This window comes from Streptomyces adustus (assembly GCF_009377175.1).
Lineage (GTDB): Bacteria > Actinomycetota > Actinomycetes > Streptomycetales > Streptomycetaceae > Streptomyces > Streptomyces adustus.
The window spans coordinates 1-26376 of sequence record NZ_VJZD01000130.1 but is presented as its reverse complement, the minus strand read 5'-3'; the positions used below and the strand labels follow the sequence as shown (position 1 = coordinate 26376).

Here is a 26376-nt window from a genome sequence, read left to right as displayed (position 1 = left end):
GGCTGAGGGCGGGCCGCCTGTTGGCGGAGATCACCAAGAAGCAAGCGCGTACCTCCGGTAATACTTGTGGGTAACGGCATCTAGTCCCCGGCGACCAGCGGTTCTACGGTGCGTCCATGCCGAACCTGCCCGACGTCGTGCTGTGGTCGATACCCGCCTTCGTGCTGCTCACCGTGATCGAGATGATCAGCGTCCGCCTCCATCCCGACGAGGACGCGGCCGGATACGCGGCCAAGGACGCCGCGACGAGCGTCGGCATGGGACTCGGCAGCCTCGTCTTCGACTTCTTCTGGAAGATCCCGATCGTCGCCCTCTACACGGCGGTCTACGCGGTGACCCCGCTGCGGGTGCCCGTCCTGTGGTGGACGATCCCGCTGATGCTGCTCGCCCAGGACTTCTTCTACTACTGGTCGCACCGCGGCCACCACGTCATCCGGCTCCTGTGGGCCTGCCACGTGGTCCACCACTCCAGCCGGAAGTTCAACCTCACCACCGCCCTGCGCCAGCCGTGGACCTCGCTGACGTCCTGGCCGTTCTACCTGCCCCTCGTGGCCGCCGGTGTGCACCCGGCCGCGCTCGCGTTCTGCTCCTCCGTCAACCTCGTCTACCAGTTCTGGATCCACACCGAGCGGATCGACCGGATGCCCCGGTGGTACGAGTTCGTGTTCAACACGCCGTCCCACCACCGGGTGCACCACGCCTCCCAGGGCGGCTACCTCGACCGCAACTTCGGCGGGATCCTGATCGTCTGGGACCGGCTGTTCGGATCGTTCGCGCCGGAGACCGAGCGGCCGGTGTACGGGCTGACGAAGAACATCGCCACCTACAACCCGCTGCGGGTCGCCACCCACGAGTACGTCGCCATCGCCAGGGACCTGAGGGTGGCGCGCAGTTGGCGCGAGCGCGCCGGACGGGTGTTCCGCGGGCCGGGCTGGCAGCCGGCACCGGCCGTCGGCACTCCCGTAGGCGCCTCCGTCGAGGAGGCCGGCGCCGCATGAGAGCCGCCCGCTACCTGCTCGTCGCCTTCGGCCTGGTCGCCGCGGCCGACCTGGTCTTCGTACTGACCGGCGCGGACGCCGGGCACACGGTCGCCAAGTCGCTGCTGCTGCCGCTCCTCGCCGCCTGCGCGGTGCTGCGCGGCGCGCCCCGTGCGCTGGTCGCCGCCCTCCTGTGCGGCTGGGCCGGGGACGTCCTGCTGCTGTCCGACGCCGACCCCGCCTTCCTCGCCGGGATGGCCGCCTTCGCCGCCGGGCACGTCTGCTATCTGACCCTGTTCCGCACGGCGGGCTCCCCACGCGTGCGTGCCGGTCTGCTCGTGCCCGGCTACGCCGTGGTCCTGATCACCCTCGTGGTGCTGCTGTGGCCGGACCTGCCCGCGGGGCTGCGCGTCCCGGTCGCCGCCTACAGTGCCCTGCTCACCGCCATGGCCTGCGCCGCGGCCGGCCGGTTCGGGCTGGTCGCGGGGCTCGGCGGCGCGCTGTTCATGGTCTCCGACACCCTGATCGCGACCTCTCTCGCCGACTGGCCGCAGCCGCCGTACCCCGGCTTCTGGGTGATGCTGACCTATGCCGCCGCGCAGTTCCTGCTGGTCCAGGGCACCCTCGGTGAGCGGCAGGTGCCCGCGGCGACGTACGGTGAAGTGCGCTCGACCACCCCCTGAGCGCACCGCACCGCACGAACCCGCACGAGAAGGATCCTCGACATGCGCGCCACCACCATCCACGCCCCCTACGACATGCGGGTGGAGGACGTGCCCGAGCCGGTGGTGCAGTTGCCCACCGACGCCGTCGTCCGGGTGCTGCGCGCCTGCATCTGCGGCAGCGACCTGTGGGCCTACCGCGGCACCGCGGCCCGGCAGCCGGGGCAGCGGATCGGCCACGAGTTCCTGGGTGTGGTCGAGGAGACCGGCGGCGAGGTGACCGGCTTCCGGCGCGGCGACCTCGTCGTCGCCCCCTTCATGTGGTCCGACGGCGTCTGCGACTACTGCCGGGAGGGCCTGACGACGTCCTGCGAGCACGGCGGGTTCTGGGGCGCCGTCGGCCACGACGGCGGCCAGGGCGAGGCCGTGCGCGTCCCCTTCGCCGACGGCACGCTCGTCCAGCTGCCCAAGGAGGCGGCCTCCGACGACCGGCTGCTGACCGCCCTGCTCACCCTCTCCGACGTGCTCGGCACCGGCCACCACGCCGCCCTCGGCGCGGGAGCCCGTCCGGGTGCCACGGTCGCCGTCGTCGGTGACGGGGCCGTCGGCCTGTGCGCGGTGCTGGCCGCCAAGCGGCTCGGCGCGGAGCGGATCATCGCCCTGGGCCGGCACGAGGTCCGTACCGACATCGCCCGCCGCTTCGGCGCCACCGACGTCGTCGCCGAGCGCGGGGAGGCGGCCGTCGCGGCGGTCCGTGAGCTCACCCGCGGCCAGGGCGCGCACTGCGTGGTCGAGGCGGTCGGCACCGAGCAGTCGATGCGGACGGCCGTGGAGGTCACCCGGGACGGCGGCGCCATCGGCTTCGTGGGCGTGCCCCACGGCAGCGGCACCGGACTCGACCTCGGTGTCATGTTCGACCGGAACATCGCCCTGCGCGGCGGCGTCGCACCGGTCCGCACCTACATCCCCGACCTGCTGCCCGACGTCCTCGACGGCACGATCGACCCGTCGCCCGTCTTCGACATGACGGTCGGCATCGAGGGCGTCCCCGACGGCTACAAGGCGATGGACGAGCGCACCGCCCTCAAGGTCCTCGTCACCAACGGCTGAGCCCGGCCGCGCCGCCCGGCCCGTGTCCGCGCGGGCCGGGCGGCGCGCGGCCACACTGGGACCATGACCGAGACCTACGACCCGGGCCGCACGGCCGTGCTGCTGATCGACCCGTACAACGACTTCCTCTCGGAGGGCGGCAAGGTCTGGCCGCGGCTGGAGCCCGTGGCCGACGAGGTCGGTCTGCTGGACCATCTGCGCTCGGTGATCGCCTCGGCGCGGGCGACCGGGGTTCGGGTGGTTTTCGTGCCGCACCGCCGCTGGGAGCCGGGCGACTACGAGACGTGGGACCACCCGACCCCCTCGCAGCGGAAGATCCAGCGGTCCCACCACTTCGCCAGGGGCTCCTGGGGCGGCGAGTTCCACCCGGACCTCCGGCCGCGGGCGGGCGAGACCGTCGTCCAGGAGCACTGGGGGTCGAGCGGGTTCGCCAACACGGACCTGGACATGCAGCTCAAGCAGCACGGGATCACCCACGTGGTGCTCGTCGGCGTGTTGGCCAACACCTGCGTCGAGGCCACCGCTCGTTTCGCCATGGAGCTCGGCTATCACGTGACGCTGGTCCGCGACGCCACCGCGGCCCTCGGCCCCGAGATGATGCGCGCCGCCCACGAACTCAACGGCCCCACCTTCGCCCAGGCCATCGTCACCACGGACCGGCTCCTCGCCGCCTTCGACGGATCCCGGACCTGACGGTCAGCTCCAGCGGATCGGCAGCGGCAGCGCCGTCAGCAGTCCCGACACCGCGACCACCACCCCCAGCGCGACGGCCTCGGCCCGCGCGGGGGAGGCGGCGGCCAGCGGGTCGGGGGCGCGGCGCAGCCGGATCCGCGCCCACAGGGCCAGCAGGGCGACGGCGGCCACGAGGAAGACCTTGGCGAGCAGGGCGCGCCCGTACGCGGTCGTCGTCAACTGGTCCAGGACCGTGTCCGCGGGCATCCGGCGCAGCGTGCTCCACACCCCCGTCGCGGTGATCACCGCCAGCAGTACGGCCGCCACGCGCGCGTAGCGGCCCAGCAGCGCCGTGCCCGCCGCACTCCCGCGCCAGGGTCCGAGCGTGCGCAGCACCCGCAGCAGACCGCCCGCCCACAGCGCGGCACAGGTCAGATGCACGAACGTCAGCGCCGAGCCCGTCGACGCGCCGTGCTCGGCCGGGGGATGCGCGCGCAGCGCCTCCGCGACGGCCACCGCGGCCAGCGGCACCACCTGGCTGCCCGGCCGCCGCGACAGCGCGCACAGGCCCGCCACGGCGAAGGCGTCGACCTCCAGCAGCGCGAGCCGGCCGTCGTACGTGCGGTACAGGCCGCCGACGTCGATCTGCGCGAGGCCGTGCGGCACCAGGTTGCCGGTGGCCACGACCGAGGCGAGCGCCAGCGCCGCGAGGAATCCGGCGGCGGCCGCGTACGGGGCCCAGGCGCGCGGCGCCCCGGCGGGCGCACCGGGCACCCGTGCGGCCAGGCGGTCGGCGAAGAGTTCGCCCACCGGGACGCACAGCGCCCCGAAGAGCACCGTCCGCAGCAGCGCGATGCCCCCGGTGGCCGGCGCGGCGGCCTCGCCCGTGCCGTGCAGCGCGGCGGACGGCCCGAGCAGCGGGATCAGCGCGCCGAGCGCCACCAGCACGAGCACGGCGACGGCCGGGCCCTTGCCGGGGCGGCCGGTGCCGCTCGCCCCACCGGTGGCGGAGGCCTCGGAAACCGGTCGTGTCGAAGTCACGTCAGGATCGTCGCCATCCCGCACAGAACGGGGCAACTCCATCAGGACAACTGGCAAGTCACCTTCCGCAAGGGCACCGTGACCCCGGCCGCCCCGCCCCGACCCCGCTCACGCCCAGCGCGCCTCGTCCGCGCCCCACGGCCCCGGCGGCCGCGCCCAGTCGGCAGGGCCGCCCTCGAAGGACACCGGCGGCAGCGCGTACCGCAGCCGCCCGATCCCGCTGTCGCTCCCGGCCAGCCACGGCTGTGGACCCTCGTACGGTACGTTCCCGGGCACCCCCGGCGTGATCTCCGCGAGCCAGGCCGCCGTCCGCGCCAGCGCCAGTCGGACGAACCGGCTGCCGCCCTCGTACGACTGCTCGGTCAGCGCCCGCAGCACCCCGGCGGCGAGCAGATAGCCCGTGCCGTGGTCGAGGGCCTGGGCCGGCAGCGCGCCGGGCCGCTCCGGCGAACCCTCGGTCGCCGCGATCCCGGTGGCCACCTGCACCAGGCTGTCGAAGCCGCGCCGATGGCCCCACGGCCCGTACGCGCCCCACGCCGACAGTTGCGCCACGACCACCCCGGGCCTGCGCTCGGCCAGCGCCTCGGGGGAGAGCCCGAACCGGTCCAGGGCGCCCGGCCGGTACCCGGTGACCACCACGTCGGCCGCCGCGAGCAGCTCCTCGAAGGCACGCCGGTCGGTCGCCAGGTCCAGTACCGCCGACCGCTTCCCGAAGCCCGTGTCGGCGTGCGCGTCGGGGAGTTCGGGCAGTCGCGGGGAGTCGACGCGCAGCACGTCTGCGCCCAGCAGGGCGAGTGTGCGGGTGGCGACCGGACCGGCGATCACCCGGGTGAGGTCCAGGACGCGCAGCCCGGCGGCGGGCCGCAGCGGACCGCCGTCGACCGGGGCGAGCGCGCGCACGGGCGCGGAGTCCAGCCGTCCGCGCTCCACCAGCGGCCGCGCGGCGAGCGCGGCCGCCTGCGGGTGTGCGGCCCACTCCCGCGCGGTGCGCAGGGCGACGGCGAGGCCGCCCGCCTCGTACACCGTCTCCTCCACCGCCAGGGCGGACCGCTCGGCCAGCAGACCGGCCACCTCGTCCACGGTCGCGTCGTCCCCGAGGCCCAGCGCACCCAGCAACCGTGCCCGGTGGTGCGGGTAGTTGGCGTGGGTGCGCACCCAGCCGTCGGCGGTCCGCCACAGCCGCGACAGCGGCGCGAAGGCGACCGGGGCCCGTCCGTCGACCAGCAGGTGCCGTTCGCTGACGAACGCGGTCGCCACGGCCCCGTCGTCCACGTGGACCCCGGGCACCCGGGGCAGTCCGGCCCGGCGCGCCCCGAGTTCGGCGGCGGCCAGCGCGCAGGTGCCCACGCACAGCCGCGCCAGCTCCCGTACCGGAAGCCGGGCCGCGAGGGCTCCGTGCCGTACGACGGTCGAACCGTGCGCGAGGAGGGCGGGATCGCCGCCCAGCTCGGTCCATGCGTACTTGATTCCAATCATGACTGCACTATGCAGTATTGATTGAATCAATATATGCAGCGGAGTACGGACAACGCCGGGACGACGAACGGGCCGGAGAGATGCCCCCCGGCCCGTCCGCCGTCCGTCTGTCCGCCTGTCTGTCCGGAGCTACTTCACCGCACGCAGCGCGTTGACGATGCCGAAGCCGTAGAAGCCGTTGACGCGCTTGCCGCCCACGCAGGTCGCGTCCACGACCCCGTCGCCGTTGCCGTCGTACGGCGCGGTCGGGCAACCGGGGTTGTCCGCCTGTGCCTTGAGCAGCGCCTGGAGCATCGCCGGCGTCGCGTTCGGGTGGGCCGACTTCAGCAGCGCGGCCACCGCGGCCACGTGCGGGGAGGCCATCGAGGTGCCCTGGAGGAACCCGTACTGGTTGTTGGGCAGCGTCGACAGGATGCGGCCGTTCGCCGACGGGGTGTCCGGGATCTGGTACTTGTCGCCGCCCGGACCGGCGACGTCGACGACACCGTCGCCGTAGCTGGAGTAGTACGACTTCGTGCCCTTGACGCCCGTCGCGCTCACGGTGACGACACCCGGCAACTGGGTCGGGATGTCGAAGCACTTGTGCGGGTCGACCGTCCGGGTCACGGCGGTCGAGTCGTCCGGGCTGGAGTCGTCGACCAGCGCGTTCGAGTCGAGGTCGTCATTGGAGTTGCCCGCCGAGGCGACGTTCAGCGTGCCCTTCGAACGGGCGTAGAGCTGCGCCCTGTTGACCGCGTCGACGATGGCCTTCTGGTCCGGGTCGTCCATGCAGTTGTAGAGCCAAGGGTCGATGTAATAGCTGTTGTTGGTGATCTCCACGCCGTGATCGGCGGCGAAGACGAACGCGCACACCACGCTCTCCGGGAAGAACAGGCTGTTCGCGTCCGGCTGGGCCACCGTGATGCTCGCGACCTTCACCCCGGGGGCGACGCCCGCGACCCCGATGCCGTTGCGCGCCGCGGCTATCTCGCCCGCCACATGGGTGCCGTGGTAGTGGTCGGCGTCGACCGGCCGCCAGGCGCCGTACGTGGTGTCGGGCTTGCCGCTCACACAGTTCGCGGACTGCGAGGCGGAGAAGTTCGGGGCGATGTCGGGGTGGGTGTCGTCCACACCGGTGTCGATGACGGCGACGGTCACGTTCCGGCTGCCCGGGTTGATCGTGGCGGCCTTGTCGGCGCCTATCGCGCGCAGGTCCCACTGGTCGGCCTCAAGGGGCTCCTGGCCCGCGGCCGTGCTGCTCGCGGCCACCTTCGCCGCCTCCGCCTTGGACAGGTACTGGACCGCTCCCTCGTCCGTCGTGCCCTCCGCGGTGACCGGCGAGGTGCGCGTCGCGCCCGCCGACTGCACCCCGCGCACCGTACGGATCTGCGCGGCGAAGCCCGGGTTCGAGGAGTGGGCGACGATCACACCGATCTTGTCGTACGCCACGACGACGGTGCCGCCGGCCGCGACGACCGCCTTCTCGACCGACGCGATCGTGCGGTGGTCCACCTTGGTGTTGACGACGTACGCGAAGGTCCCCGCGTCGGCCGCCTGGGCCGCTGACTGCGTGCGCGGCGCGGCCGAGGCCGCCGCCGGCAGGAAGCCGAGCGACGCGGTCAGGGACAGCACGACGGGCACGGCAAGGGCGAGCCGACGACTTGAACGCAGATGAGCCATGGGATCTCCACATCATCCGGAAACAAAACCGCCCGAGACACAGGTCGTGCTCGGGCAGGTACATGACGGGTGGTGCAGGGTGAAGTTATCTTCCGGACTCCTTGGCCAGCAATGACTTTCGTGGGCGACTTGGGAAATAAGCGCACCGAGTTGAACCGCGTCCGGCCGGGCGCCGTGACCTCGAACAGGACGCGGGAGGGTGACCGCCCGCCCGCGCCTGTCGTTCACCGACGTCACCGCACCCGTAACGCGAGGAGACCCCGTGGCCACGGACGCACCGCCCCCTTCGAAAACCGAACACCGGCTGCCCTCCACAGAGGAGTTCGTCGCGGTGCAGGAGAGCGCAGAGTTCGGTGAGCTGCGCCGTTCCTACCGCTCGTTCGCCTTCCCGCTGACGGTCGCCTTCATCGCCTGGTACCTGCTGTTCGTCCTGCTGTCGAGCTACGCGGGCGACTTCATGGGCACCAAGCTGTTCGGCAACGTCAACGTGGCCCTGGGTCTGGGTCTCGCCCAGTTCCTCACCACCTTCCTCATCGCCTGGTGGACCGCGCGGCACGCCGCCGACCGGCTCGACCCCAAGGCCGAAGCCATCAAGTCCCGGATGGAGGGCGGCGCATGAGCCCCGCGATCACCCACGTACACCTCGCCGCGGGCGAGGCGAGCGAGCACCGGCCGCTGATCATCACCCTGTTCGCGGTCTTCGTCGCCGCGACCCTCGTCATCACCGTCTGGGCGGGCCGCCAGACCAAGGACGCCGCCGACTTCTACGCCGGCGGACGCCAGTTCACCGCCTTCCAGAACGGACTCGCCGTCTCCGGCGACTACATGTCCGCCGCGTCCTTCCTCGGCATCGCGGGCGCGATCGCCCTCTTCGGCTACGACGGCTTCCTGTACTCCATCGGCTTCCTGGTCGCCTGGCTGGTCGCCCTGCTCCTGGTGGCCGAACCGCTGCGCAACTCCGGCCGCTACACGATGGGTGACGTCCTGGCGTACCGCATGCGCCAGCGCCCGGTCCGCACGGCGGCCGGCACCTCCACCATCGTCGTGTCGATCTTCTACCTGCTGGCGCAGATGGCCGGCGCGGGCGTCCTGGTCTCGCTGCTGCTCGGCATCACCAGCGACGGCGGCAAGATCGGCATCGTCGCCCTGGTCGGCGTCCTGATGATCGTGTACGTCACCATCGGCGGCATGAAGGGCACCACCTGGGTCCAGATGGTCAAGGCGGTCCTGCTCATCGCGGGCGCCCTGCTGCTGACCTTCCTGGTCCTGCTGAAGTTCCACTTCAACATCTCGGACCTGCTCGGCTCGGCCGCCGACAACAGCGGCAAGGGCAGCGCCTTCCTGGAGCCCGGCCTGAAGTACGGCGCCACGGGCACCACCAAGCTCGACTTCATCTCGCTCGGCATCGCGCTGGTCCTCGGCACCGCCGGCCTGCCGCACATCCTGATCCGCTTCTACACGGTTCCCACCGCCAAGGCCGCCCGCAAGTCCGTGATCTGGGCGATCGGCCTGATCGGCGCCTTCTACCTGATGACGCTCGCCCTCGGCTTCGGCGCCGCCGCGCTCATCAAGCCCGACGAGATCATCGCCTCCAACAAGGCGGGCAACACCGCCGCCCCGCTGCTGGCGCTCCATCTCGGCGGCGTCGACTCCAACTGGGGCGCGATCCTGCTGGCGACCATCTCGGCGGTCGCGTTCGCCACGATCCTCGCGGTCGTCGCGGGCCTGACCCTGGCCTCCTCCTCGTCCTTCGCCCACGACATCTACGCCAACGTCATCAAGAAGGGCACCGCCACCGAGAAGCAGGAGCTCGGCGCGGCCCGCTGGGCGACCGTCGGGATCGGCGCCGTCTCCATCGTGCTCGGCGCCCTGGCCCGCGACCTGAACGTGGCCGGCCTGGTCGCCCTCGCCTTCGCGGTCGCCGCCTCCGCCAACCTGCCGACCATCCTCTACAGCCTCTTCTGGAAGCGGTTCACCACCTCCGGGGCGCTGTGGTCGATCTACGGCGGCCTGGTCACGGCGGTCGGCCTGGTGCTGTTCTCGCCGGTCGTCTCGGGCAAGCCCACGTCGATGTTCCCGGACGTCGACTTCCACTGGTTCCCGCTGGAGAACCCGGGCATCATCTCCATCCCGGTCGGCTTCCTGCTCGGTGTCGTCGGCACCCTGCTGTCCAAGGAGACCCCCGACTCCGGCAAGTACGCCGAACTGGAGGTCAGGTCGCTGACCGGCACCGGAGCACACTGACCGGCACGGAGTCCGCGGCCGCGTCGCGGGGACCGCAGGGTCCCGGCGGCGCGGCCGCGCCGTGTCCCGGGGGATCGGCAACCGGTGTTGTCGGCGACGTCACGTAGGCTCAAGCTGACGGAACTGGATTCGATCCGCGACGAGGGAGGGGGCCCACGTGCTCATCGACACCTACGGCCGAGTGGCCACCGACCTGAGGGTCTCGCTCACCGACCGGTGCAATCTGCGCTGCGCCTACTGCATGCCCGAGGAGGGCTTGCAGTGGCTGTCCAAGCCCGATCTGCTCACCGACGACGAGATCGTCCGGCTGATCGACGTCGCGGTCACCTCGCTGGGCATCGAAGAGGTCCGTTTCACCGGCGGCGAGCCCCTGCTGCGCCCCGGACTGGTCGGCATCGTCGAGCGGGTCGCGGCCCTCGCCCCCCGCCCGCGCATGTCCCTCACCACCAACGGCATCGGCCTGCGCCGCACCGCCGAGGCGCTGAAGACCGCGGGCCTGGACCGGGTGAACGTCTCGCTGGACACCCTGCGTCCCGACGTCTTCAAGGCCCTGACCCGCCGCGACCGCCACCACGACGTCCTCGCGGGCCTGGCCGCCGCCGCCGAGGCGGGCCTGCTCCCCGTCAAGGTCAACGCCGTCCTGATACCGGGCCTGAACGACGACGAGGCCCCCGACCTGCTCGCCTGGGCGATGGAACACGCCTACGAACTGCGTTTCATCGAGCAGATGCCGCTGGACGCCCAGCACGGCTGGAAGCGCGAGGGCATGGTGACCGCGGGCGACATCCTCGACTCGCTGCGCACCCGCTTCGAGCTGACCGCCGAGGGATCCGAGGAGCGCGGCTCGGCCCCGGCCGAGCGCTGGATCGTCGACGGAGGACCGCACCGCGTCGGCGTCATCGCCTCCGTCACCCGGCCGTTCTGCGCGGCCTGCGACCGCACCCGGCTCACCGCCGACGGCCAGATCCGCACCTGTCTGTTCGCCACCGAGGAGACGGACCTGCGCGCCGCACTGCGCGGCGGCGCCCCCGACGAGGAGATCGCCCGGATCTGGCGGCTGGCGATGTGGGGAAAGAAGGCCGGATCTGGTCTGGACGACCCCTCGTTCCTCCAGCCCGACCGCCCGATGTCCGCGATCGGCGGCTGACCGGAACACGCGGCACCGAAGCGCCGCGGCCCCGGGGCGGCCCGAAGGCCGGGCGGATGGTCAGGCGCCCTCGGGCGCGGTCCACTCCGCGAACTTCACCACGTCCTTGAGGAAACCCCGCACCCCCAGGAACTGCGACAGGTGCTCACGGTGCTCGTCGCACGCGAGCCAGGTCTTGCGGCGCTCCGGGGTGTGGATCTTCGGGTTGTTCCACGCGAGGACCCACACGGCGTCGGCGCGGCAGCCCTTCGCGGAACAGACAGGGGTCTCGTCACTCACGGATGTCTCTCACAGGTGCGCACACAAGGCGACGCCGAGCAGCCACGGGGGGAGCTGCCCGGCGTCGGTCTGTCGCTCCGACGGGGGATGCGGAGCGCGTACGAAGTATGTCACGGGTAACCGGCCGTCGGGAGCCGGAACAGCAGGATAGATCTGAGCTTTTCTTGAGCTTGGCGCACAGCGTGCTCATGGCTGACGCTCAGTACGATCGCCCGTCGCGTCCTCCGGGACGGATTCCGCGGACTCCTCCGGCGTCGACGGCGGCTCGATCATCGGCGGCGTCGGCAAGGTCACGAACGTCGTCGGCAGCGAGGGCGCGTTCTCCCGCCCGGCGTTGGCGACGACCACCGCGATGTAGGGCAGCACGGCGCCCAGGACCAGCGCCACGATCGCGACGTGCCGTTCCACGCCCCACAGGGTCGCCGCGAGGATCACCGACAGGGTACGGATGGTCATCGAGATGACGTACCGGCGCTGCCGGCCGCGCACGTCGTCCTGGAGGCTCCGGCGCGCTCCGGTGATCCGGAAGACCTCTGCGTCGCCCCCACCGTGCAGCTTCCGCATCACATTCCACCATCCGCCCGCATCGGACTCTCCCAGGCCGCCGCCCGGCCGGAAAACCGGGTCCGAACAGGTTCCACGTTACGCCGCGGCTGCGCCGCCTTCGAGACCGGGGCGCGTCCCGTCCGGGCGATCCACCTGCGCCGACACCTGTACGCCCGGACCCGACATGCGCCGTACGGGGGACGGGCGGACACTGACCGTACTGCTCACGTCAAGTTGTGCGAGGAGGCAGTCATGGGCTGGTTGTGGGCCATCATCGTGGGGTTCGTGCTGGGCCTGATCGCCAAGGCGATCATCCCGGGCAAGCAGCACAGCCCTCTGTGGCTGACCACCATCTTCGGCATCCTCGGCGCCGTCGCGGGCAACGCGATCGCCCGCGGACTCGGGGTCGCCCAGACCCCCGGCATCGACTGGACCCGGCACCTCTTCCAGCTGGTGGCCGCGATCATCATCGTCGCCGTCGGCGACATGGCGTACATGTCCCTGCGGGGCAGCAGGGAGCATCGAGCCTGAGGGGCGCCACGGCACGGCGGACCGCCCGGGCGCGCACGGCGAAGGGGTGGCCTCCCGCACGGGAAGCCACCCCTTCGCCCGGTCCGGCCCGGCCGGCCGGGAAACTCAGCCGGCCTCGACCTCGACGGCCGCCAGGTTCTTCTTGCCCCGGCGCAGCACCAGCCAGCGCCCGTGCAGCAGGTCCTCGGGGGCGGGGACCGCGTCCTCGGCGGCGACCTTGACGTTGTTCACGTAGGCGCCGCCCTCCTTGACCGTGCGACGGGCGGCCGACTTGCTGGCCACCAGCCCGACCTCGGCGAACAGGTCCACGACCGGGCCGAGCGCGCCGACCTTGATGTGCGGCACCTCGGACAGGGCCGCGGCCAGCGTCCGGTCGTCCAGGTCGGTCAGCTCGCCCTGCCCGAACAGCGCCTTGGACGCGGCGATCACGGCGGCCGTCTGGTCGGCGCCGTGCACCAGGGTCGTCAGCTCCTCGGCCAGCGCGCGCTGGGCGGCGCGCGCCTGCGGACGCTCCGCGGTCTGCTGCTCCAGCTCCTCCAGCTCCTCACGGGAGCGGAAGGACAGGATGCGCATGTACGTCGAGATGTCCCGGTCGTCCACGTTCAGCCAGAACTGGTAGAACGCGTACGGCGTCGTCATCTCGGGGTCGAGCCAGATGGCGCCGCCCTCGGTCTTGCCGAACTTGGTGCCGTCCGCCTTGACCATCAGCGGCGTCGCCAGCGCGTGCACCTGGGCGTGCGGCTCCAGGCGGTGGATCAGATCGAGACCCGCGGTGAGGTTGCCCCACTGGTCGCTGCCGCCCTGCTGCAAGGTGCAGCCGTGGCGCCGGTACAGCTCCAGGAAGTCCATGCCCTGGAGCAGCTGGTAGCTGAACTCCGTGTAGCTGATGCCCTCCTCGGACTCCAGGCGCCGGGCGACCGAGTCCTTGGTGAGCATCTTGTTGACGCGGAAGTGCTTGCCGATGTCCCGCAGGAACTCGATGGCCGACAGCCCGGCCGTCCAGTCCAGGTTGTTCACCATGACCGCGGCGTTCTCGCCCTCGAAGGACAGGAACGGCTCGATCTGCGAGCGCAGCCGGTTCACCCAGTTCGCGACCGTCTCCGGGTCGTTCAGCGTGCGCTCGGCCGTCGGACGGGGGTCACCGATCTGGCCCGTGGCACCGCCGACCAGGGCCAGCGGGCGCAGGCCCGCCTGCTGGAGCCGGCGCATGGTGAGCACCTGCACCAGGTGGCCGACGTGCAGGCTCGCCGCGGTCGGGTCGAAGCCGCAATAGAACGTGACGGGACCGTCCGCGAGCGCCTTGCGCAAAGCCTCTTCGTCGGTGGACAGGGCGAACAGGCCCCGCCACTTCAGCTCGTCGACGATGTCCGTCACGGTTCTCGTATCTCCTTGGGCGTTTTTTGGCGTAGGGCGTAGGGCGACGGCCGTCGGGCGACGACCGTGGCTACGAGGTTATACGCCCTGGCTGACAGAGCTCATATTGAAGTCCGGCACCCGCAGCGCGGGCATCGCCGCCCTAGTGAACCAGTCGCTCCACTCGCGCGGCAGCGTCTTTTCGGTGCGTCCCGCCTCCGTCGCCCGCCCCAGCAGGTCGACCGGCGACTCGTTGAACCGGAAGTTGTTGACCTCGCCGGTGACCTCGCCGTTCTCGACCAGGTAGACGCCGTCCCGGGTCAGCCCGGTGAGCAGCAGGGTCGCCGGGTCGACCTCGCGGATGTACCACAGACAGGTCAGCAGCAGCCCCCGCCCGGTGTCCGCCACCATCTCCTCCAGCGAGCGGTCCGTGCCCCCGTCCAGGATCAGGTTGTCGATCGCCGGTGCCACCGGCAGCCCGGTCAGACCGGCACTGTGGCGGGTGGTCGTGAGGTTCGTCAGCTCACCCGCCCCGACCCATTCGGTCGCCCGGACCGGCAGTCCGTTGTCGAACACCGACTGGTCGCCGTGCGAGGAGTGCGCGATCACGAAGGGCGCGGTCTCCAGACCGGGCTCGTTCGGGTCGCTGCGCAGGGTCAGCGGCAGTTCCGACAGCCGCTCGCCCATACGGGTGCCGCCACCCGGCTTGGAGAAGACCGTCCGACCCTCGGTCGCGTCCCGCCCCGACGCCGACCACATCTGGTAGATCAGCAGGTCGGCGACCGCGGTCGGCGGCAGCAGCGTCTCGTAGCGCCCCGCGGGCAGCGCCACCCGGCGCTCCGCCCAGCCCAGCCGTACGGCCAGCTCCGCGTCCAGCGCGGCGGGGTCCACGTCCTTGAAGTCCCGGGTCGACCGTCCGGCCCAGGCCGACCGGGTACGGTCCGGCGACTTGGCGTTGACCTCCAGCGTCCCGTTGGGCTGGTCGTGCCGCAGCCGCAGCCCCGTCGACGTACCGAGATAGGTCGACACCAGCTCGTGGTTGGCGAAGCCGTACAGCTCGCGTCCGCCCGCACGCGCGCGGGCGAACGACTCCCCGAGCGCCGGGGCGAAGTCGGCGAACACCGCGGAGGAGGTCTCCACCGGCGCCTCGGTGAAGCCGGGGGACTCCGACACGCCGGTGACCAGCGGCTGCGCGTCCTCGGCCGGTCCCGCGGCACGCGCGGCGGCCTCGGCGGCCCGCACCAGCGGCTCCAGCTCCTGCGCCGTCACCGCGGACCGCGACACCACACCGGAGGCGGTGCCCTCCTTGCCGTCCACGGTCGCGATCACCGTGAGCGTGCGCCCGCGCGTGACCCCGTTCGTGGTGAGCGCGTTGCCCGCCCAGCGCAGGTTGGCGGTGGAGTGCTCGTCGGCGATGACGACACACCCGTCCGCCCGCGACAGCGCCAGGGCCCGCTCGACGACCTCGTGCGGCTTGCTCGGACGGGCGCTCATCGGCCGGCCTCCTGCGTGGTGTTGAGACTGTGCTTGCCCGGGGGACGACCCCCGGACCCCCGGCCGATCCGGATGCGGGCGCTCATCGGCCGGCCTCCTGCGTGGTGTTGAGGATGTTGACGCCCCTGAACAGGGCGGACGGGCAGCCGTGGGAGACCGCCGCGACCTGGCCCGGCTGGGCCTTCCCGCAGTTGAACGCGCCGCCGAGGACATACGTCTGCGGGCCGCCGACGGCCTCCATGGACCCCCAGAAGTCGGTGGTCGTGGCCTGGTAGGCGACCTCCCGCAGCTGACCGGTGATCCGCCCGTTCTCGATCTTGAAGAAGCGCTGCCCGGTGAACTGGAAGTTGTACCGCTGCATGTCGATGGACCAGGACCGGTCCCCGACGACGTAGACACCCCGGTCGACACCGCCGATCAGGTCCTCCGTGGACATCCCCGCGGGATCGGGCCGCAGCGACACGTTGGCCATGCGCTGCACGGGCACATGGCCCGGCGAGTCGGCGAACGCGCATCCGTTGGACCGCTCGAACCCGGTCAGCCGCGCCGTCCGCCGGTCCAGCTGGTAGCCGACCAGGGTGCCGTCCTTCACCAGGTCCCAGGACTGCGCCTCGACGCCCTCGTCGTCGTACCCGACGGTCGCCAGGCCGTGCTCCGCCGTCCGGTCACCCGTGACGTTCATCTGCGGCGAGCCGTACCGCAACGTGCCGAGCTGGTCGAAGGTGGCGAACGAGGTACCGGCGTACGCGGCCTCGTAGCCGAGCGCGCGGTCCAGCTCGGTCGCGTGCCCGATGGACTCGTGGATCGTCAGCCACAGGTTGGACGGGTCGACCACCAGGTCGTACAGACCCGGCTCGACGCTCGGCGCCCGCATCTTCTCCGCCAGCAGCTCCGGCAGCTGCGCCAGCTCCGACTCCCAGTCCCAGCCCGTGCCGGTCAGGTACTCCCAGCCGCGGCCCACGGGCGGCGCGATGGTCCGCATCGAGTCGAACTCGCCGCTCGACTCGTCCACCGACACCGCGGTCAGCTGCGGATGCAGCCGCACCCGCTGCTGCGTGGTGACGGTCCCGGCGGTGTCCGCGTAGAACTTGTTCTCGTGCACGGTGAGCAGCGAGGCGTCGACATGGTTGATGCCGGGCGCCGCCAGCAGCTGCCCGCTCCACTGCGCCAGCAGCCCCGCCTTCTCCTCGTCGGGCACGCCGAACGGATCGATCTCGTACGACGAGACCCAGGTCTTCTCCGCGTGCACGGGTTCGTCGGCGAGCTCCACCAGTTCGTCGGACCCGGCCGCCCTGATCACCTGGGCGGACAGCTTGGCCATCGCCACCGCCTGGGAGGCGACCTTGGCCGCCGCGTCCATCGTCAGATCCACCCCCGACGCGAACCCCCACGTGCCGCCGTGCACGACCCGCACCGCGTACCCGAGGTCCGTGGTGTCGGACGACCCCGACGGCTTCGCGTCCCGCAGCCGCCACGACGCGCTGCGCACCCGCTCGAACCGGAAGTCCGCGTGCTGCGCGCCGAGCGCACGCGCGCGTGCGAGCGCGGCGTCGGCAAGAGCCCTGAGGGGCAGTGCCAGAAATGACTGATCGATTTCATGGGGCACGGATGGGGATCCCTTCGGGCTTCTCGCAGAACAGTGGGAGGGTACGGGACCAACTCCCGTACCCTCCCACGAACATCACGTCCGACGCCGACTCAGCCGTCCAGCGAGGAACGCGCCGCGAGTTCCGTGAACGCCGCCCAGGCGCTCGGCGTGACGACGAGAGGGCGGATCCCCTTGTCCTTGGAGTCACGGACACGGACGGCTTCGGGGCGTACGGCGATCTCGATGCAGTTGTCGCCGTCTCCGCCGCTGTAACTGCTCTTGAACCAGCTCAGCTCAGGGGTGATGCTCATAGCGCTCCTCGCATCTGTTCCAGCAGGTTCACCGTAGCCCGGCAATCCAGGGCCTGGGAACGCAGCTTGCCATAGCGCTGATGGAGGACACTGACCTCACCGGGGTCGGCGATCAGAGTGCTCGACCGATGCCCCTCCGTGTAACCGAACCACTGGTGTCCGGGCGACTCGGCCAGGTACAGCTGACCATCGGTTCCGCAGTGGTCCTCCTGATGGAGAGGCATGATCTGGATCTCGACGTTGGTCCGCCGTCCGACGTTCAGCAGGTGGTCGATGACCGTCCTGGTGACCGGTGTGCCACCTACTCGGCGTTCCAGGACGGCCTGCTCGACGATGAACGTGAACGCGGTGTTCGGGCGCTCGGCCAGTAACGCCTGGCGTTCGAGGCGGGCCGCCACCTTGCTGTCGATCTGTTCCTCGGTGAACGGCGGAAGCTGACGCTCGAACACCGCCCGCGCGTAGTCCTCCGGCTGCAACAGCCCCGGAACCGCCCGGCACTCGTACGCGTACAAGGAGATCGCCTCCTCCTCGATCCCCGCCCACTGCCTGAACCACGAGGCCAGTCCCGCCCGCCGGCTCAGGCTCCTCGCCGCCGCGCCGAGCACCTTGAGGGCGACCGGCCCCAGCACCTCCTCCGCCCGCGCGGGCAGATCCGCCGGCGGGAACCTCTTGCCCTGCTCGATCTTGGCGACGTACGCGGCCGAGTACCGCACCCGCAGGGCGAACTCCTCCTGGGTCAGGCCGGATTCCTCCCGCAGTGCCTTCAGGACCGCTCCGTAGGTCTTGAGACTGTCGGAGAGCTCGGGTTCCGTGTTCGTGCCGCCGCCGTGGTCCGTCATCTCCGCGCGCCTCCCGTGCTCACGCCGTCGCCGCCCCCCGCTGAACCGGCCCTGTCCACCCAGAGTCACGGAGAGTTACCCACCCGGTCCAGAGTGTGCACTGATACAGGTCCGTCTGTATGGGTGTCGTGCCTGTTGAGGGAGTGGACGGGGCCGGAACCCTGGCCGCATGCCCGCACCGCAGGCCCAAGAGGCCGTTACCGTAAGTGTGTTCGTCCAGCGGTTCTCCGCCACCCGCCGCGGGGCGCGGCTCGCCCGCAGACTGGCCGCGCACCGGCTGGACGTCTGGGGTGTTCCGTACGGCAGCCCGGTGTCCGACACCGTCGCCCTCGTCGTCGCCGAACTCGCCGCCAACGCCGTGCTGCACGGCCGTGTCCCCGGCCGGGACTTCGAACTGCGGCTGCGCTGCGACCGTACCGCCGCGGTCGTGCGCGTCGAGGTGGCCGACACCCACATGGGGCGCCCGGAGCCCCGGCGGTCGGGCGCCGGTCCCGCGGACGCGGACGGCGGGCGGGGCCTGCTCCTCGTGGCGACCGTGGCGACGCGCTGGGGCGTGGACGCGCGCTCGGGTCCGGGGAAGACCGTATGGGCGGAGTGCGGACTGTCCGGACCGATCCCCTGACCGACCGGTGCGACTACTGCGAGTCATCGGACCGCGTTCCGAACGGGTGAATGCCGGAGGCCGTCGGGGTGGGCGGGACCCGCCTGCGCGCCAGGTCCGGAGGCCTGAGCCCTTGATCGATGCACTGTAGGAACCCGACATGACTCAGGGTGTGCCACTGTCGGTGCCCGCTTCCATGCAGGCAGGCCCCTACCGATAGGTTTTCGGGGAAGCCGCCTGTGGTCCTGTTTTTCGGGCGGGTGTGTCAAACCCCTACGGAAAGGGTGATCCGTTGAGCCGCTCGGTTCTCGTCACCGGAGGAAACCGGGGCATCGGCCTCGCCATCGCCCGCGCGTTCGCCGATGCCGGCGACAAGGTCGCCATCACGTACCGGTCGGGCGAGCCCCCGGCTGCGCTGACCGAGCTGGGCTGCCTGGCCGTCAAGTGCGACATCACCGACACCGAGCAGGTGGAGCAGGCCTACAAGGAGATCGAGGCCGCGCACGGCCCGGTGGAGGTCCTGATCGCCAACGCCGGTGTCACCAAGGACCAGCTCCTGATGCGCATGTCCGAGGAGGACTTCACCTCGGTCGTCGACACCAACCTCACCGGCACCTTCCGCGTGGTCAAGCGCGCCAACCGCGGCATGCTGCGGGCCAAGAAGGGCCGGGTCGTCCTCATCTCGTCGGTGGTCGGACTGCTCGGCTCCGCCGGACAGGCCAACTACGCCGCCTCCAAGGCCGCCCTGGTCGGCTTCGCGCGCTCGCTCGCCCGTGAGCTGGGTTCGCGCAACATCACCTTCAACGTCGTCGCGCCCGGTTTCGTCGACACCGACATGACCAAGGTGCTCACCGACGAGCAGCGCGCGGGCATCGTCTCGCAGGTCCCGCTCGGCCGGTACGCGCAGCCGGAGGAGATCGCCGCGACGGTGCGGTTCCTCGCCTCGGACGACGCCTCGTACATCACTGGAGCCGTCATTCCCGTTGACGGCGGACTGGGAATGGGTCACTGATCACCATGAGCGGAATTCTCGAGGGCAAGCGTGTCCTGATCACCGGTGTGCTGACGGAGGCCTCGATCGCCTTCCACACCGCCCGGCTGGCCCAGGAGGAGGGCGCCGAGGTCATCCTGACCGCGTTCCCGCGCCCCACCCTGACCGAGCGCATCGCCAAGAAGCTGCCGAAGCCTGCCAAGGTCATCGAGCTGGACGTCACGAACGAGGAGCACCTCGCCCGGCTGGCCGACGTCGTCGGCGAGGAGCTCGGCGGCCTGGACGGCGTCGTGCACTCCATCGGCTTCGCGCCGCAGGACGCGCTCGGCGGCAACTTCCTCAACACCCCGTTCGAGTCGGTGTCCACCGCCATGCACGTCTCGGCGTTCTCGCTGAAGTCGCTGACCATGGCCTGCCTGCCGCTGATGCAGAACGGCGGCTCGGTCGTCGGCCTCACCTTCGACGCGTCCTTCGCGTGGCCGCAGTACGACTGGATGGGCCCGGCCAAGGCCGCCCTGGAGGCCACCAGCCGCTACATCGCGCGTGACCTGGGCAAGCAGAACATCCGCTGCAACCTCATCTCCGCGGGCCCGCTCGGCTCCATGGCCGCCAAGTCCATCCCGGGCTTCAGCGATCTGGCCGCCGTGTGGGACAGCCGCTCCCCGCTGGAGTGGGACCTCAAGGACCCGGAGCCGGCCGGCAAGGGTGTCGTCGCACTGCTGAGCGACTGGTTCCCGAAGACCACCGGCGAGATCGTCCACGTGGACGGCGGTCTGCACGCCATCGGCGCGTGATCCTTCCCTAGGTCGCCCGTACGACGTCGACGCCCCGTTCCCCGCAGCGCGCGGGGGGCGGGGCGTCACCCGTTCGGCCCCTTCGACCAGGCCTGTCCGGGTGACGGTTGCGCACAATGGAGTAACGCGTACCCCACGCGAGATCCTCCCCAGCACGGCCGAGGAGGTCCCCCTTGTGCGCCTGTCCCACAGCCTGGCCCCAGTGACCGTAGCCGTCGCTCTTGTGCTGTCCCTGCCGTACGAGGCGATGCCCCATCCGCGCGTGAAGGCGGGAGAGCCGGCCCCGCGGCAGCCGTTCGGGGCCGACTGCCGGACCACCGTCGACGGCTCCCATGTCGTCGCCTACTGCCACAACCCCTATGCCGACATCGATCGCGTCGCCCTGCACGTCGAGTGCGACCGTTGGTGGGACCTCGACGTCGACGGCCCCGCCGTCGACACCGGGCCCGCGATGACCGTACGACTGGCCGGCCGGTGCTGGATGGAGGTGCGGTCGGTGTGGATCAGTCACCAGAAGCGCTGAAGCGCCCCGGCCGGCACAGCAGCGGATAGCCGGCCGCCTCCGCGGCGGCCGTGTCCGCGTCGCCCGAGCGGATCGCGTCGACCAGCCGGGTGTGGTCCATGTACCCCTCCGGCGTCAGCTCCTTGCCGACGTCGTCGCGCAGCCAGTCGCGCAGCACCTCGCCCAGGTCCGCGTGCATCGCGGTCATGACGTCGTTGTGAGACGCGGACACCACCGCCAGATGGAAGGTCGCGTCGGCCACCACGAACGCCTCCGCGTCCCCCGACGCCCAGGCCTCCTCGCGGCGCAGCAGCAGCGTGTCGAGCTGCTTGAGGTCCTTCTCGGTGCGCCGTTCGGCCGCCAGCCGGGCCGCCGCGGACTCCAGCGCGGAGCGCAGCTCGGCGACGTGCCGCGGATCGGCGCCGGAGAAGCGGCGGTGCATCACGCCCGCCAGCTCGCTGGTCGCCACGACGTACGTGCCGGAGCCCTGGCGGATGTCCAGCAGACCGTTGTGCGCGAGCGCCCGGACCGCCTCGCGGACCGTGTTGCGGGCGACTCCGAGCTGCTCGACGAGCTCGGGCTCGGTCGGGATCCGGGAGCCGACCGGCCACTCGCCCGAGGTGATCTGGTTGCGCAGCTCGGCGATGACCTGCTCGGACAGCGCCGAGCGACGGGGATGGCTCAGGGGCATGGCACACCTTCGCACGTGGCGGGCGGTCGCGGGCCACCCGGGGATGGACAACCAATCATCCCATGATTCTATGATGGACCTCATGGTGAACGAGGGAACCGGGACGGTGGCGTCCGCGAAGACGGACAGGGACACGAACGCGATCACGGGGACGAGCGCGACCACGGCGACGAGCGCAGGCGGCGGCACGGGCAAGGGCACGGCCACGCGCGCGTGGGTGCCGCGTCTGGTCGCCGTCGGCATCGTGCTGTCCGCGCTCAACCTCCGCCCCGCCATCACCAGCCTCGGCGCCCTCCTGGAGGAGGTCCGGGACGGGCTCGGGATGAGCGGCAGCCTCGCCGGAGTGCTCACCTCGGTGCCGCCGCTCTGCTTCGCCGTCTTCGGCGTCATGGCACCCCGGCTCGCCCGCCGCTTCGGGCCGGCCGCGGTGGTCTGCGCGGGCATGGTCGCGATCACCGCCGGTCTGCTCGTACGGCCGTACGCGGGCAGCACGGTCGGCTTCGTCGCGGCCAGCGCGCTCGCCCTCATGGGCATAGCGGTCAGCAACGTCCTGATGCCCGTCATCGTCAAGCGCTGGTTCCCGGACCGGGTCGGCTCCATGACCGGTCTGTACTCCATGGCGCTGGCCCTCGGCACCTCGACCGCCGCGGCCGTTACCGTGCCCATGACCAAGGCGCTCGGCGGCAGTTGGCAGACCGGGCTCGCCGTCTGGGCGGGCCTGGCCGCGGCGGCCGTACTGCCGTGGCTGCCGCTGGTGCGCGGCCGGGGCGCCATGACCGCGCCCGAGCCCGCGTCCGTCTCCGTGCCTGTGTCCGGGGCCGGGTCGGAGCGTGGGGCCGGGTCGGTGACCGGGGAGCCGCACCGGCCCGCGCTGCGGATCACCCGCAGCCGTACCGCCTGGGCGCTCGCCGTCTTCTTCGGCCTCCAGGCCACGGCCGCCTACATCACCATGGGCTGGATGGCGCAGATCTTCCGGGACGCCGGAGTGCCCGCGAGCACGGCCGGACTGCTGCTGGCCGTCACGATGGTGATGGGCGTCCCGCTCGCCTTCGTCATTCCGCGCCTGGCCACCCGGCTGCCCCACCAGGGCCCGATCGTGCTCGTGCTCGGCGCCTGCGGCCTGGCCGGGTACGCCGGTCTGTACCTCGCCCCGGCCGGCGGCGCCTGGGCCTGGGCCGTGCTGCTCGGCGTCGCCAACTGTGCCTTCCCGCTGGCCCTGACGATGGTCGGGATGCGGGCCAGGACCGGCGTGGGCGTGGCCCAGCTGTCGGCCTTCGCGCAGAGCACCGGCTATCTGATCTCGATCCCCGGCCCGCTGCTGGTGGGCGTGCTCTACCAGCACAGCGGCGGCTGGGGGCTGCCGATCGCGCTCATGGCGGCACTGATGGTCCCGCAGATGGCCGTGGGCGTGCTGGCCGGGCGCGACCGTACGGTGGAGGACGAGGCGGCGCGCTGACCGCACCCCGGCGGCACCCGGTCGGCGGCGGGTGCGAGACTTGCCCCATGCCCGTGCTCGAACCGAATCCGCCGAACGGCCAGAAGAAGATGCTCATGGTCTTCGGCTCGTTCCTCGCCATCTTCGTGATCATCGCCGTCATCGCCACGATCGCCTCGCCCTGACGCCCTCGTCGCCTCCTCGGGGCCCCTTCGGGCCCCTCGCGGCCCGTCTGACCTGGTGCGATCCGGCGTGATCCGATGCGATCCGGGGCTATCCGCTGCCCACGGCCCCCCACCGGCTCCCGCGCCGGGCGGCCCGTCGCGGCGTCCATGGTGGGGCCAGCCCCCCTGTCCCCTAGGGGGTAAGGGTCAGGGTCAAGTGGGTGGGTCACCGGATGGGTTGGGGGCCCGGAACTCCGTAACTTCGAGCTGTGGCCGCGACCGGCAGGCCACGGACCACGCGGAGACCAGCGGAGGCATCCATGTCGGCCCCCATGCACACCCGGACCCACCCGGCGACGACGGGGCGCGCAGACATCCGGCTGCCCTGGTGGGCGCTCGCCCTCCCGACGCTGGCCTTCATCATTCTCCTCGCGCTGATCCTGAACCCGTCCGACGCCCAGGCGGCGGCCGCGAGCGACCCGGTGATCACCCATCTCCTGGAGCGCGTACGGGAGTTGCTGGGCCGCTACTGACAGGCCGGCCACAGGCTCGCCGGGCCCGCCTCCGCACCGGAAGCCGCCGGTGAAACCGCATCCCAACTCCCTGCGCCCCATGGCGTGTTTCATGCGAAGCTGGATTCCATGAGCGTCGCTGAATTCCGCAGGATTGTCCTCTTCCGGCATGCGAAAGCCGACTGGCCCCAGGTGACCGATCACGAGCGGCCGCTCGCCGACCGGGGCCGCAAGGACGCCGCGGTCGCCGGACTCAAGCTCGCCGACTCGGGCATCGACTTCGACCTGGCCCTGTGCTCCACGGCGGTCCGGACCCGTGAGACCTGGAAGATCGCCGTCTCGGAGTTCGCGCACCGGCCGAAAACCGCCTACGAGGAGCGGATCTACGAGGCCTCGCCCGGAGAGCTGATCGCCCTGCTCAACGAGACGCCCGACGACGTGCACAACCTGCTCCTGGTCGGTCACAACCCGGGTGTGCAGAACCTCGCCGACATCCTGGCGGGCTCGGCCGAGGGCGACGCCCGGCAGCGGATGAGCGCCCGGGGCTACCCGGCCGCCGCCTTCGCCGTGCTGACCTTCGAGGGGTCCTGGAAGACCCTGGAGCCCGGCGTGGCCACCCTGGTCGACTACTGGGCGCCGAGCGACTGAGCGCTCACCCGCAGTGTGCGAGGGGTCCTGCACCGGCTCGGTGCAGGACCCCTCGTCGTTGCCGTTCGCCGCTGGCCGTTCGTCGTTGCCGTTCGCCGTTCGCCGGACGCGTCGGCCGCGGGTCGTCGCTCGCCTCGGACACCGCCCGCAGGCGCGTGAGGGAACGGTTCAGCTCTGGTCGTCGTGGGTGTCCGCCGCCTCGACCTCTTCGCGGGTGACGCCCAGCAGATACAGCACCGTGTCGAGGAACGGCACGTTCACCGCCGTGTGCGCCGCCTCGCGCACCACCGGCTTGGCGTTGAAGGCGACCCCCAGGCCCGCCGCGTTGAGCATGTCCAGGTCATTGGCGCCGTCGCCGATCGCCACGGTCTGGGCGAGCGGTACGCCCGCCTCGGCGGCGAACCTGCGCAGCAGCCGTGCCTTGCCCGCCCGGTCCACGATCTCGCCCGTGACCCGGCCGGTCAGCTTCCCGTCGACGATCTCCAGGGTGTTGGCCTGGGCGAAGTCCAGCCCGAGCCGCTCCTTGAGGTCGTCGGTGACCTGGGTGAACCCACCGGAGACGACACCCACTTGGAAGCCCAGCCGCTTCAGCGTACGGATCAGCGTGCGCGCCCCCGGGGTGAGCCGCACCTCGGCGCGCACCTTCTCCACCACGGAGGCGTCCAGCCCCTCCAGCAGGGCCACGCGCGCGTGCAGCGACTGCTCGAAGTCCAGCTCCCCGCGCATCGCGGCCGCCGTCACCTCGGCGACCTTGTCCTCGCAGCCGGCGTGCGCGGCGAAGAGCTCGATCACCTCGTCCTGGATCAGCGTGGAGTCCACGTCCATGACGACCAGCCGCTGGGCGCGCCGGTGCAGGCCCGCCGCGACGACCGCGATGTCCACGCCGAGCGCCGCCGCGTCGGTCACCAGGGCGGTGCGCAGGGGTTCGGTCTCCACCCCGGACACCGCGAACTCCACCGCGGTCACGGGGTACTTGGCCAGCCGGAAGATACGGTCGATGTTGCCGCCGGCCTTGGTGATCCGGGCGGCGACGGCGGCGGTCGCCTCCGCGGTGAGCGGATGACCCAGCACGGTGACCAGGGAGCGGCCGTGACCGCGCGGCCGGTTGTCGCCGATGCCGGAGATGATCTCCGCCTGCATCTTCATCGACTCCGCCCAGCTGTGGACGGTCGCCCGCAGCTCCCCCTGCAACTCCGGGGACGGCTCGGTGACGAGCACGCACAGCACCATCCGGCCACGGGTGACGACCTGCTCGATGTCGACCACGTCGACGGAGAAGGCGGCGAGGGTGTCGAAGAGGCCGGCGGTGATGCCCGGCCTGTCCTTGCCGAAGATCTTGACGAGGAGAGTGGGGACGTCAGCTGTCGAGGTCTGCGAAGCGCTCATGGTGTCACCACCGTATCCGGCACCCCGTGCCTTTTGCGCCTCACGTCCGTCTGACGGACACATAACACTTCATGTCCACCGGACAGCGGGCATCTTACGAGCAGGCTAAGGCCGCACCCCGGGCGCGTCGAGCCGGCCGCCGGCCGGCGGCCACGGCCGAGCCGCAGCTCACCGGGGCCCTCTCGGCGCGGGCGGCGGTGGGGGAGGCGGGCCCTCCTCCGGCGACGTCGGCGGCCGCTGCGTCGTCGGCGGCCGCTGCCCGGGACGCGGGCCCGGGGAGCGGCCGGGGGAGCGCCGTGGGGGCGGATCGATCGGCCGGGCCATGGTCGGAGCCCCGTACACGTCGTCGTACCGGTCGCCATGCCGGTCGTCGTACCGGTCGCCATGCCGGTCGCCATGCGGGTCGTCGTACCTGTCGTCGTACCTGTCGTCGTGCGCGGGCGGCTTTCCGGGCGGCTCCTCGCGAGACCACCGTCCGCCGCCCGATTCACCTGCCGCCCCCGCACCGGCCGGGTCACCCGGCCCGCCGGTGCCGGACCCGCCGTCCGGAGGCCGCGCGTCCTGCGGTTCGCGCAGCTCGTCCGGCAGCCTGAGGTACGGATTGGTGACGGGGTTGGGCGGCCGGTGGGGCGTACCCGGGGTGTACGGCCCCGACGGCGCCGAGTACGGCCGCGCCGCCCCGTACGGCCCGGGAACCCCGCCGCCGGCCTGCGCCCCGGCCCC

At 71.7% G+C, this 26376-nt stretch carries 28 protein-coding genes; 16 read left to right on the top strand and 12 right to left on the bottom strand.

Annotated features, from left to right (window positions below; translation table 11 throughout):
• The first annotated feature begins 116 nt into the window (after positions 1-116).
• The 4 genes from FNH09_RS27500 (at position 117) to FNH09_RS27485 (ending at position 3442) form a co-directional block, all read left to right on the top strand.
• Entirely contained in the window at positions 117-998 is an 882-nt protein-coding gene (locus tag FNH09_RS27500) for a sterol desaturase family protein (protein ID WP_152892596.1), read from the top strand.
• Entirely contained in the window at positions 995-1660 is a 666-nt protein-coding gene (locus FNH09_RS27495; protein ID WP_152892595.1) for a lysoplasmalogenase, read from the top strand. The genes FNH09_RS27500 and FNH09_RS27495 overlap by 4 nt, the downstream gene beginning before the upstream one ends.
• A gap of 42 nt (positions 1661-1702) precedes the next feature.
• Positions 1703-2749 carry a zinc-dependent alcohol dehydrogenase family protein gene (locus tag FNH09_RS27490; protein ID WP_152892594.1) on the top strand — a complete coding sequence of 349 codons (1047 nt, stop codon included), beginning with the start codon at positions 1703-1705 and terminating at the stop codon, positions 2747-2749.
• Positions 2750-2812: 63 nt separating this feature from the next.
• Positions 2813-3442: a cysteine hydrolase family protein gene (locus tag FNH09_RS27485; protein WP_152892593.1), complete on the top strand. Its 630-nt coding sequence runs from the start codon at positions 2813-2815 to the stop codon at positions 3440-3442.
• A gap of 3 nt (positions 3443-3445) precedes the next feature.
• Here FNH09_RS27485 and FNH09_RS27480 read toward each other — a convergent pair whose 3' ends face one another.
• The 3 genes from FNH09_RS27480 to FNH09_RS27470 all read right to left on the bottom strand — a co-directional run bounded on the left by FNH09_RS27480 (position 3446) and on the right by FNH09_RS27470 (position 7597).
• Positions 3446-4462, bottom strand: a complete 1017-nt coding sequence (locus FNH09_RS27480; protein WP_162469186.1) for a CopD family protein — start codon at positions 4460-4462, stop codon at positions 3446-3448.
• Positions 4463-4570: 108 nt separating this feature from the next.
• Positions 4571-5938: a CoA transferase gene (locus FNH09_RS27475; RefSeq protein WP_152892591.1), complete on the bottom strand. Its 1368-nt coding sequence runs from the start codon at positions 5936-5938 to the stop codon at positions 4571-4573.
• A 129-nt stretch (positions 5939-6067) separates the two neighbouring features.
• Positions 6068-7597 (bottom strand): S8 family peptidase, encoded by a 1530-nt coding sequence (locus tag FNH09_RS27470; protein WP_152892590.1) that lies wholly within the window; start codon positions 7595-7597, stop codon positions 6068-6070.
• 262 nt (positions 7598-7859) lie between these two features.
• Between FNH09_RS27470 and FNH09_RS27465 the strand changes: the two genes are divergently transcribed.
• The 3 genes from FNH09_RS27465 to moaA all read left to right on the top strand — a co-directional run bounded on the left by FNH09_RS27465 (position 7860) and on the right by moaA (position 10988).
• The gene (locus FNH09_RS27465) at positions 7860-8216 is read left to right on the top strand and encodes a DUF485 domain-containing protein (protein ID WP_162469185.1); all 357 of its coding nucleotides are present in this window, start codon (positions 7860-7862) and stop codon (positions 8214-8216) included.
• Positions 8213-9841, top strand: coding sequence for a solute symporter family protein (locus FNH09_RS27460; protein ID WP_152892589.1), 1629 nt, complete (start codon positions 8213-8215; stop codon positions 9839-9841). Before FNH09_RS27465 ends, FNH09_RS27460 begins: the two co-directional genes overlap by 4 nt.
• A 157-nt stretch (positions 9842-9998) precedes the next feature.
• The gene (gene moaA / locus FNH09_RS27455; RefSeq protein WP_338017701.1) at positions 9999-10988 is read left to right on the top strand and encodes a GTP 3',8-cyclase MoaA; all 990 of its coding nucleotides are present in this window, start codon (positions 9999-10001) and stop codon (positions 10986-10988) included.
• 60 nt (positions 10989-11048) lie between these two features.
• Here the strand turns inward: moaA and FNH09_RS27450 are convergent, their stop codons facing one another.
• On the bottom strand, positions 11049-11267 hold the full coding sequence (locus FNH09_RS27450; RefSeq protein WP_162469184.1) for a hypothetical protein: 219 nt from the start codon (positions 11265-11267) through the stop codon (positions 11049-11051).
• A gap of 186 nt (positions 11268-11453) precedes the next feature.
• On the bottom strand, positions 11454-11831 hold the full coding sequence (locus tag FNH09_RS27445) for a DUF3099 domain-containing protein (RefSeq protein ID WP_152892588.1): 378 nt from the start codon (positions 11829-11831) through the stop codon (positions 11454-11456).
• Positions 11832-12065: 234 nt separating this feature from the next.
• Here FNH09_RS27445 and FNH09_RS27440 point away from each other — a divergent pair, with 234 nt between their 5' ends.
• Entirely contained in the window at positions 12066-12344 is a 279-nt protein-coding gene (locus tag FNH09_RS27440) for a GlsB/YeaQ/YmgE family stress response membrane protein (protein ID WP_152892587.1), read from the top strand.
• A gap of 105 nt (positions 12345-12449) precedes the next feature.
• On the opposite strand, the gene tyrS is transcribed toward FNH09_RS27440, so the two are convergent.
• The 5 genes from tyrS to FNH09_RS27415 form a co-directional block, all read right to left on the bottom strand.
• Entirely contained in the window at positions 12450-13718 is a 1269-nt protein-coding gene (gene tyrS / locus FNH09_RS27435; RefSeq protein ID WP_162469183.1) for a tyrosine--tRNA ligase, read from the bottom strand.
• Between the two features lie 78 nt (positions 13719-13796).
• Positions 13797-15191 carry a metallopeptidase TldD-related protein gene (locus tag FNH09_RS27430; protein WP_152892586.1) on the bottom strand — a complete coding sequence of 465 codons (1395 nt, stop codon included), beginning with the start codon at positions 15189-15191 and terminating at the stop codon, positions 13797-13799.
• 82 nt (positions 15192-15273) lie between these two features.
• Positions 15274-16797, bottom strand: a complete 1524-nt coding sequence (locus FNH09_RS27425; protein WP_162469182.1) for a metallopeptidase TldD-related protein — start codon at positions 16795-16797, stop codon at positions 15274-15276.
• A gap of 92 nt (positions 16798-16889) precedes the next feature.
• Positions 16890-17090 (bottom strand): DUF397 domain-containing protein, encoded by a 201-nt coding sequence (locus FNH09_RS27420; protein ID WP_152892585.1) that lies wholly within the window; start codon positions 17088-17090, stop codon positions 16890-16892.
• Positions 17087-17929, bottom strand: a complete 843-nt coding sequence (locus FNH09_RS27415) for a helix-turn-helix domain-containing protein (RefSeq protein ID WP_152892584.1) — start codon at positions 17927-17929, stop codon at positions 17087-17089. Before FNH09_RS27415 ends, FNH09_RS27420 begins: the two co-directional genes overlap by 4 nt.
• 208 nt (positions 17930-18137) lie before the next feature.
• Between FNH09_RS27415 and FNH09_RS27410 the strand changes: the two genes are divergently transcribed.
• The 4 genes from FNH09_RS27410 to FNH09_RS27395 all read left to right on the top strand — a co-directional run bounded on the left by FNH09_RS27410 (position 18138) and on the right by FNH09_RS27395 (position 20838).
• Entirely contained in the window at positions 18138-18551 is a 414-nt protein-coding gene (locus FNH09_RS27410; RefSeq protein WP_420802786.1) for an ATP-binding protein, read from the top strand.
• A gap of 271 nt (positions 18552-18822) precedes the next feature.
• Complete coding sequence (gene fabG, locus FNH09_RS27405; protein WP_152892583.1) at positions 18823-19542, top strand: 3-oxoacyl-[acyl-carrier-protein] reductase; 720 nt, start codon at positions 18823-18825, stop codon at positions 19540-19542.
• 5 nt (positions 19543-19547) lie between these two features.
• Complete coding sequence (gene fabI / locus FNH09_RS27400) at positions 19548-20315, top strand: enoyl-ACP reductase FabI (protein ID WP_152892582.1); 768 nt, start codon at positions 19548-19550, stop codon at positions 20313-20315.
• A gap of 175 nt (positions 20316-20490) precedes the next feature.
• Complete coding sequence (locus FNH09_RS27395) at positions 20491-20838, top strand: hypothetical protein (protein ID WP_162469181.1); 348 nt, start codon at positions 20491-20493, stop codon at positions 20836-20838.
• Here the strand turns inward: FNH09_RS27395 and FNH09_RS27390 are convergent.
• On the bottom strand, positions 20819-21508 hold the full coding sequence (locus tag FNH09_RS27390) for a FadR/GntR family transcriptional regulator (RefSeq protein WP_152892581.1): 690 nt from the start codon (positions 21506-21508) through the stop codon (positions 20819-20821). The genes FNH09_RS27395 and FNH09_RS27390 overlap by 20 nt on opposite strands.
• A gap of 82 nt (positions 21509-21590) precedes the next feature.
• Between FNH09_RS27390 and FNH09_RS27385 the strand changes: the two genes are divergently transcribed.
• The 4 genes from FNH09_RS27385 to FNH09_RS27370 all read left to right on the top strand — a co-directional run bounded on the left by FNH09_RS27385 (position 21591) and on the right by FNH09_RS27370 (position 24267).
• Positions 21591-22964: a CynX/NimT family MFS transporter gene (locus FNH09_RS27385; RefSeq protein WP_420802785.1), complete on the top strand. Its 1374-nt coding sequence runs from the start codon at positions 21591-21593 to the stop codon at positions 22962-22964.
• A gap of 47 nt (positions 22965-23011) precedes the next feature.
• Complete coding sequence (locus tag FNH09_RS49590; protein ID WP_152892579.1) at positions 23012-23128, top strand: SGM_5486 family transporter-associated protein; 117 nt, start codon at positions 23012-23014, stop codon at positions 23126-23128.
• A gap of 299 nt (positions 23129-23427) precedes the next feature.
• The gene (locus FNH09_RS27375; RefSeq protein WP_152892578.1) at positions 23428-23640 is read left to right on the top strand and encodes a hypothetical protein; all 213 of its coding nucleotides are present in this window, start codon (positions 23428-23430) and stop codon (positions 23638-23640) included.
• Between the two features lie 108 nt (positions 23641-23748).
• Complete coding sequence (locus tag FNH09_RS27370) at positions 23749-24267, top strand: SixA phosphatase family protein (RefSeq protein ID WP_152892577.1); 519 nt, start codon at positions 23749-23751, stop codon at positions 24265-24267.
• Between the two features lie 168 nt (positions 24268-24435).
• Here FNH09_RS27370 and serB read toward each other — a convergent pair whose 3' ends face one another.
• On the bottom strand, positions 24436-25653 hold the full coding sequence (serB, locus tag FNH09_RS27365) for a phosphoserine phosphatase SerB (RefSeq protein WP_152892576.1): 1218 nt from the start codon (positions 25651-25653) through the stop codon (positions 24436-24438).
• Positions 25654-26376: the final 723 nt, after the last annotated feature.

Bases quoted from the DNA above. Each gene is read 5' to 3' on its own strand.
- FNH09_RS27500 (WP_152892596.1), top strand. From the start codon at position 117: ATGCCGAACCTGCCCGACGTCGTGCTGTGGTCGATACCCGCCTTCGTG.
- FNH09_RS27495 (WP_152892595.1), top strand. From the start codon at position 995: ATGAGAGCCGCCCGCTACCTGCTCGTCGCCTTCGGCCTGGTCGCCGCG.
- FNH09_RS27490 (WP_152892594.1), top strand. From the start codon at position 1,703: ATGCGCGCCACCACCATCCACGCCCCCTACGACATGCGGGTGGAGGAC.
- FNH09_RS27485 (WP_152892593.1), top strand. From the start codon at position 2,813: ATGACCGAGACCTACGACCCGGGCCGCACGGCCGTGCTGCTGATCGAC.
- FNH09_RS27475 (WP_152892591.1), bottom strand. From the start codon at position 5,938: ATGATTGGAATCAAGTACGCATGGACCGAGCTGGGCGGCGATCCCGCC.
- FNH09_RS27470 (WP_152892590.1), bottom strand. From the start codon at position 7,597: ATGGCTCATCTGCGTTCAAGTCGTCGGCTCGCCCTTGCCGTGCCCGTC.
- FNH09_RS27460 (WP_152892589.1), top strand. From the start codon at position 8,213: ATGAGCCCCGCGATCACCCACGTACACCTCGCCGCGGGCGAGGCGAGC.
- FNH09_RS27445 (WP_152892588.1), bottom strand. From the start codon at position 11,831: ATGCGGAAGCTGCACGGTGGGGGCGACGCAGAGGTCTTCCGGATCACC.
- FNH09_RS27440 (WP_152892587.1), top strand. From the start codon at position 12,066: ATGGGCTGGTTGTGGGCCATCATCGTGGGGTTCGTGCTGGGCCTGATC.
- FNH09_RS27430 (WP_152892586.1), bottom strand. From the start codon at position 15,191: ATGAGCGCCCGTCCGAGCAAGCCGCACGAGGTCGTCGAGCGGGCCCTG.
- FNH09_RS27420 (WP_152892585.1), bottom strand. From the start codon at position 17,090: ATGAGCATCACCCCTGAGCTGAGCTGGTTCAAGAGCAGTTACAGCGGC.
- FNH09_RS27415 (WP_152892584.1), bottom strand. From the start codon at position 17,929: ATGACGGACCACGGCGGCGGCACGAACACGGAACCCGAGCTCTCCGAC.
- fabI (WP_152892582.1), top strand. From the start codon at position 19,548: ATGAGCGGAATTCTCGAGGGCAAGCGTGTCCTGATCACCGGTGTGCTG.
- FNH09_RS27390 (WP_152892581.1), bottom strand. From the start codon at position 21,508: ATGCCCCTGAGCCATCCCCGTCGCTCGGCGCTGTCCGAGCAGGTCATC.
- FNH09_RS27385 (WP_420802785.1), top strand. From the start codon at position 21,591: ATGGTGAACGAGGGAACCGGGACGGTGGCGTCCGCGAAGACGGACAGG.
- FNH09_RS49590 (WP_152892579.1), top strand. From the start codon at position 23,012: ATGCCCGTGCTCGAACCGAATCCGCCGAACGGCCAGAAGAAGATGCTC.
- FNH09_RS27375 (WP_152892578.1), top strand. From the start codon at position 23,428: ATGTCGGCCCCCATGCACACCCGGACCCACCCGGCGACGACGGGGCGC.
- FNH09_RS27370 (WP_152892577.1), top strand. From the start codon at position 23,749: ATGAGCGTCGCTGAATTCCGCAGGATTGTCCTCTTCCGGCATGCGAAA.
- serB (WP_152892576.1), bottom strand. From the start codon at position 25,653: ATGAGCGCTTCGCAGACCTCGACAGCTGACGTCCCCACTCTCCTCGTC.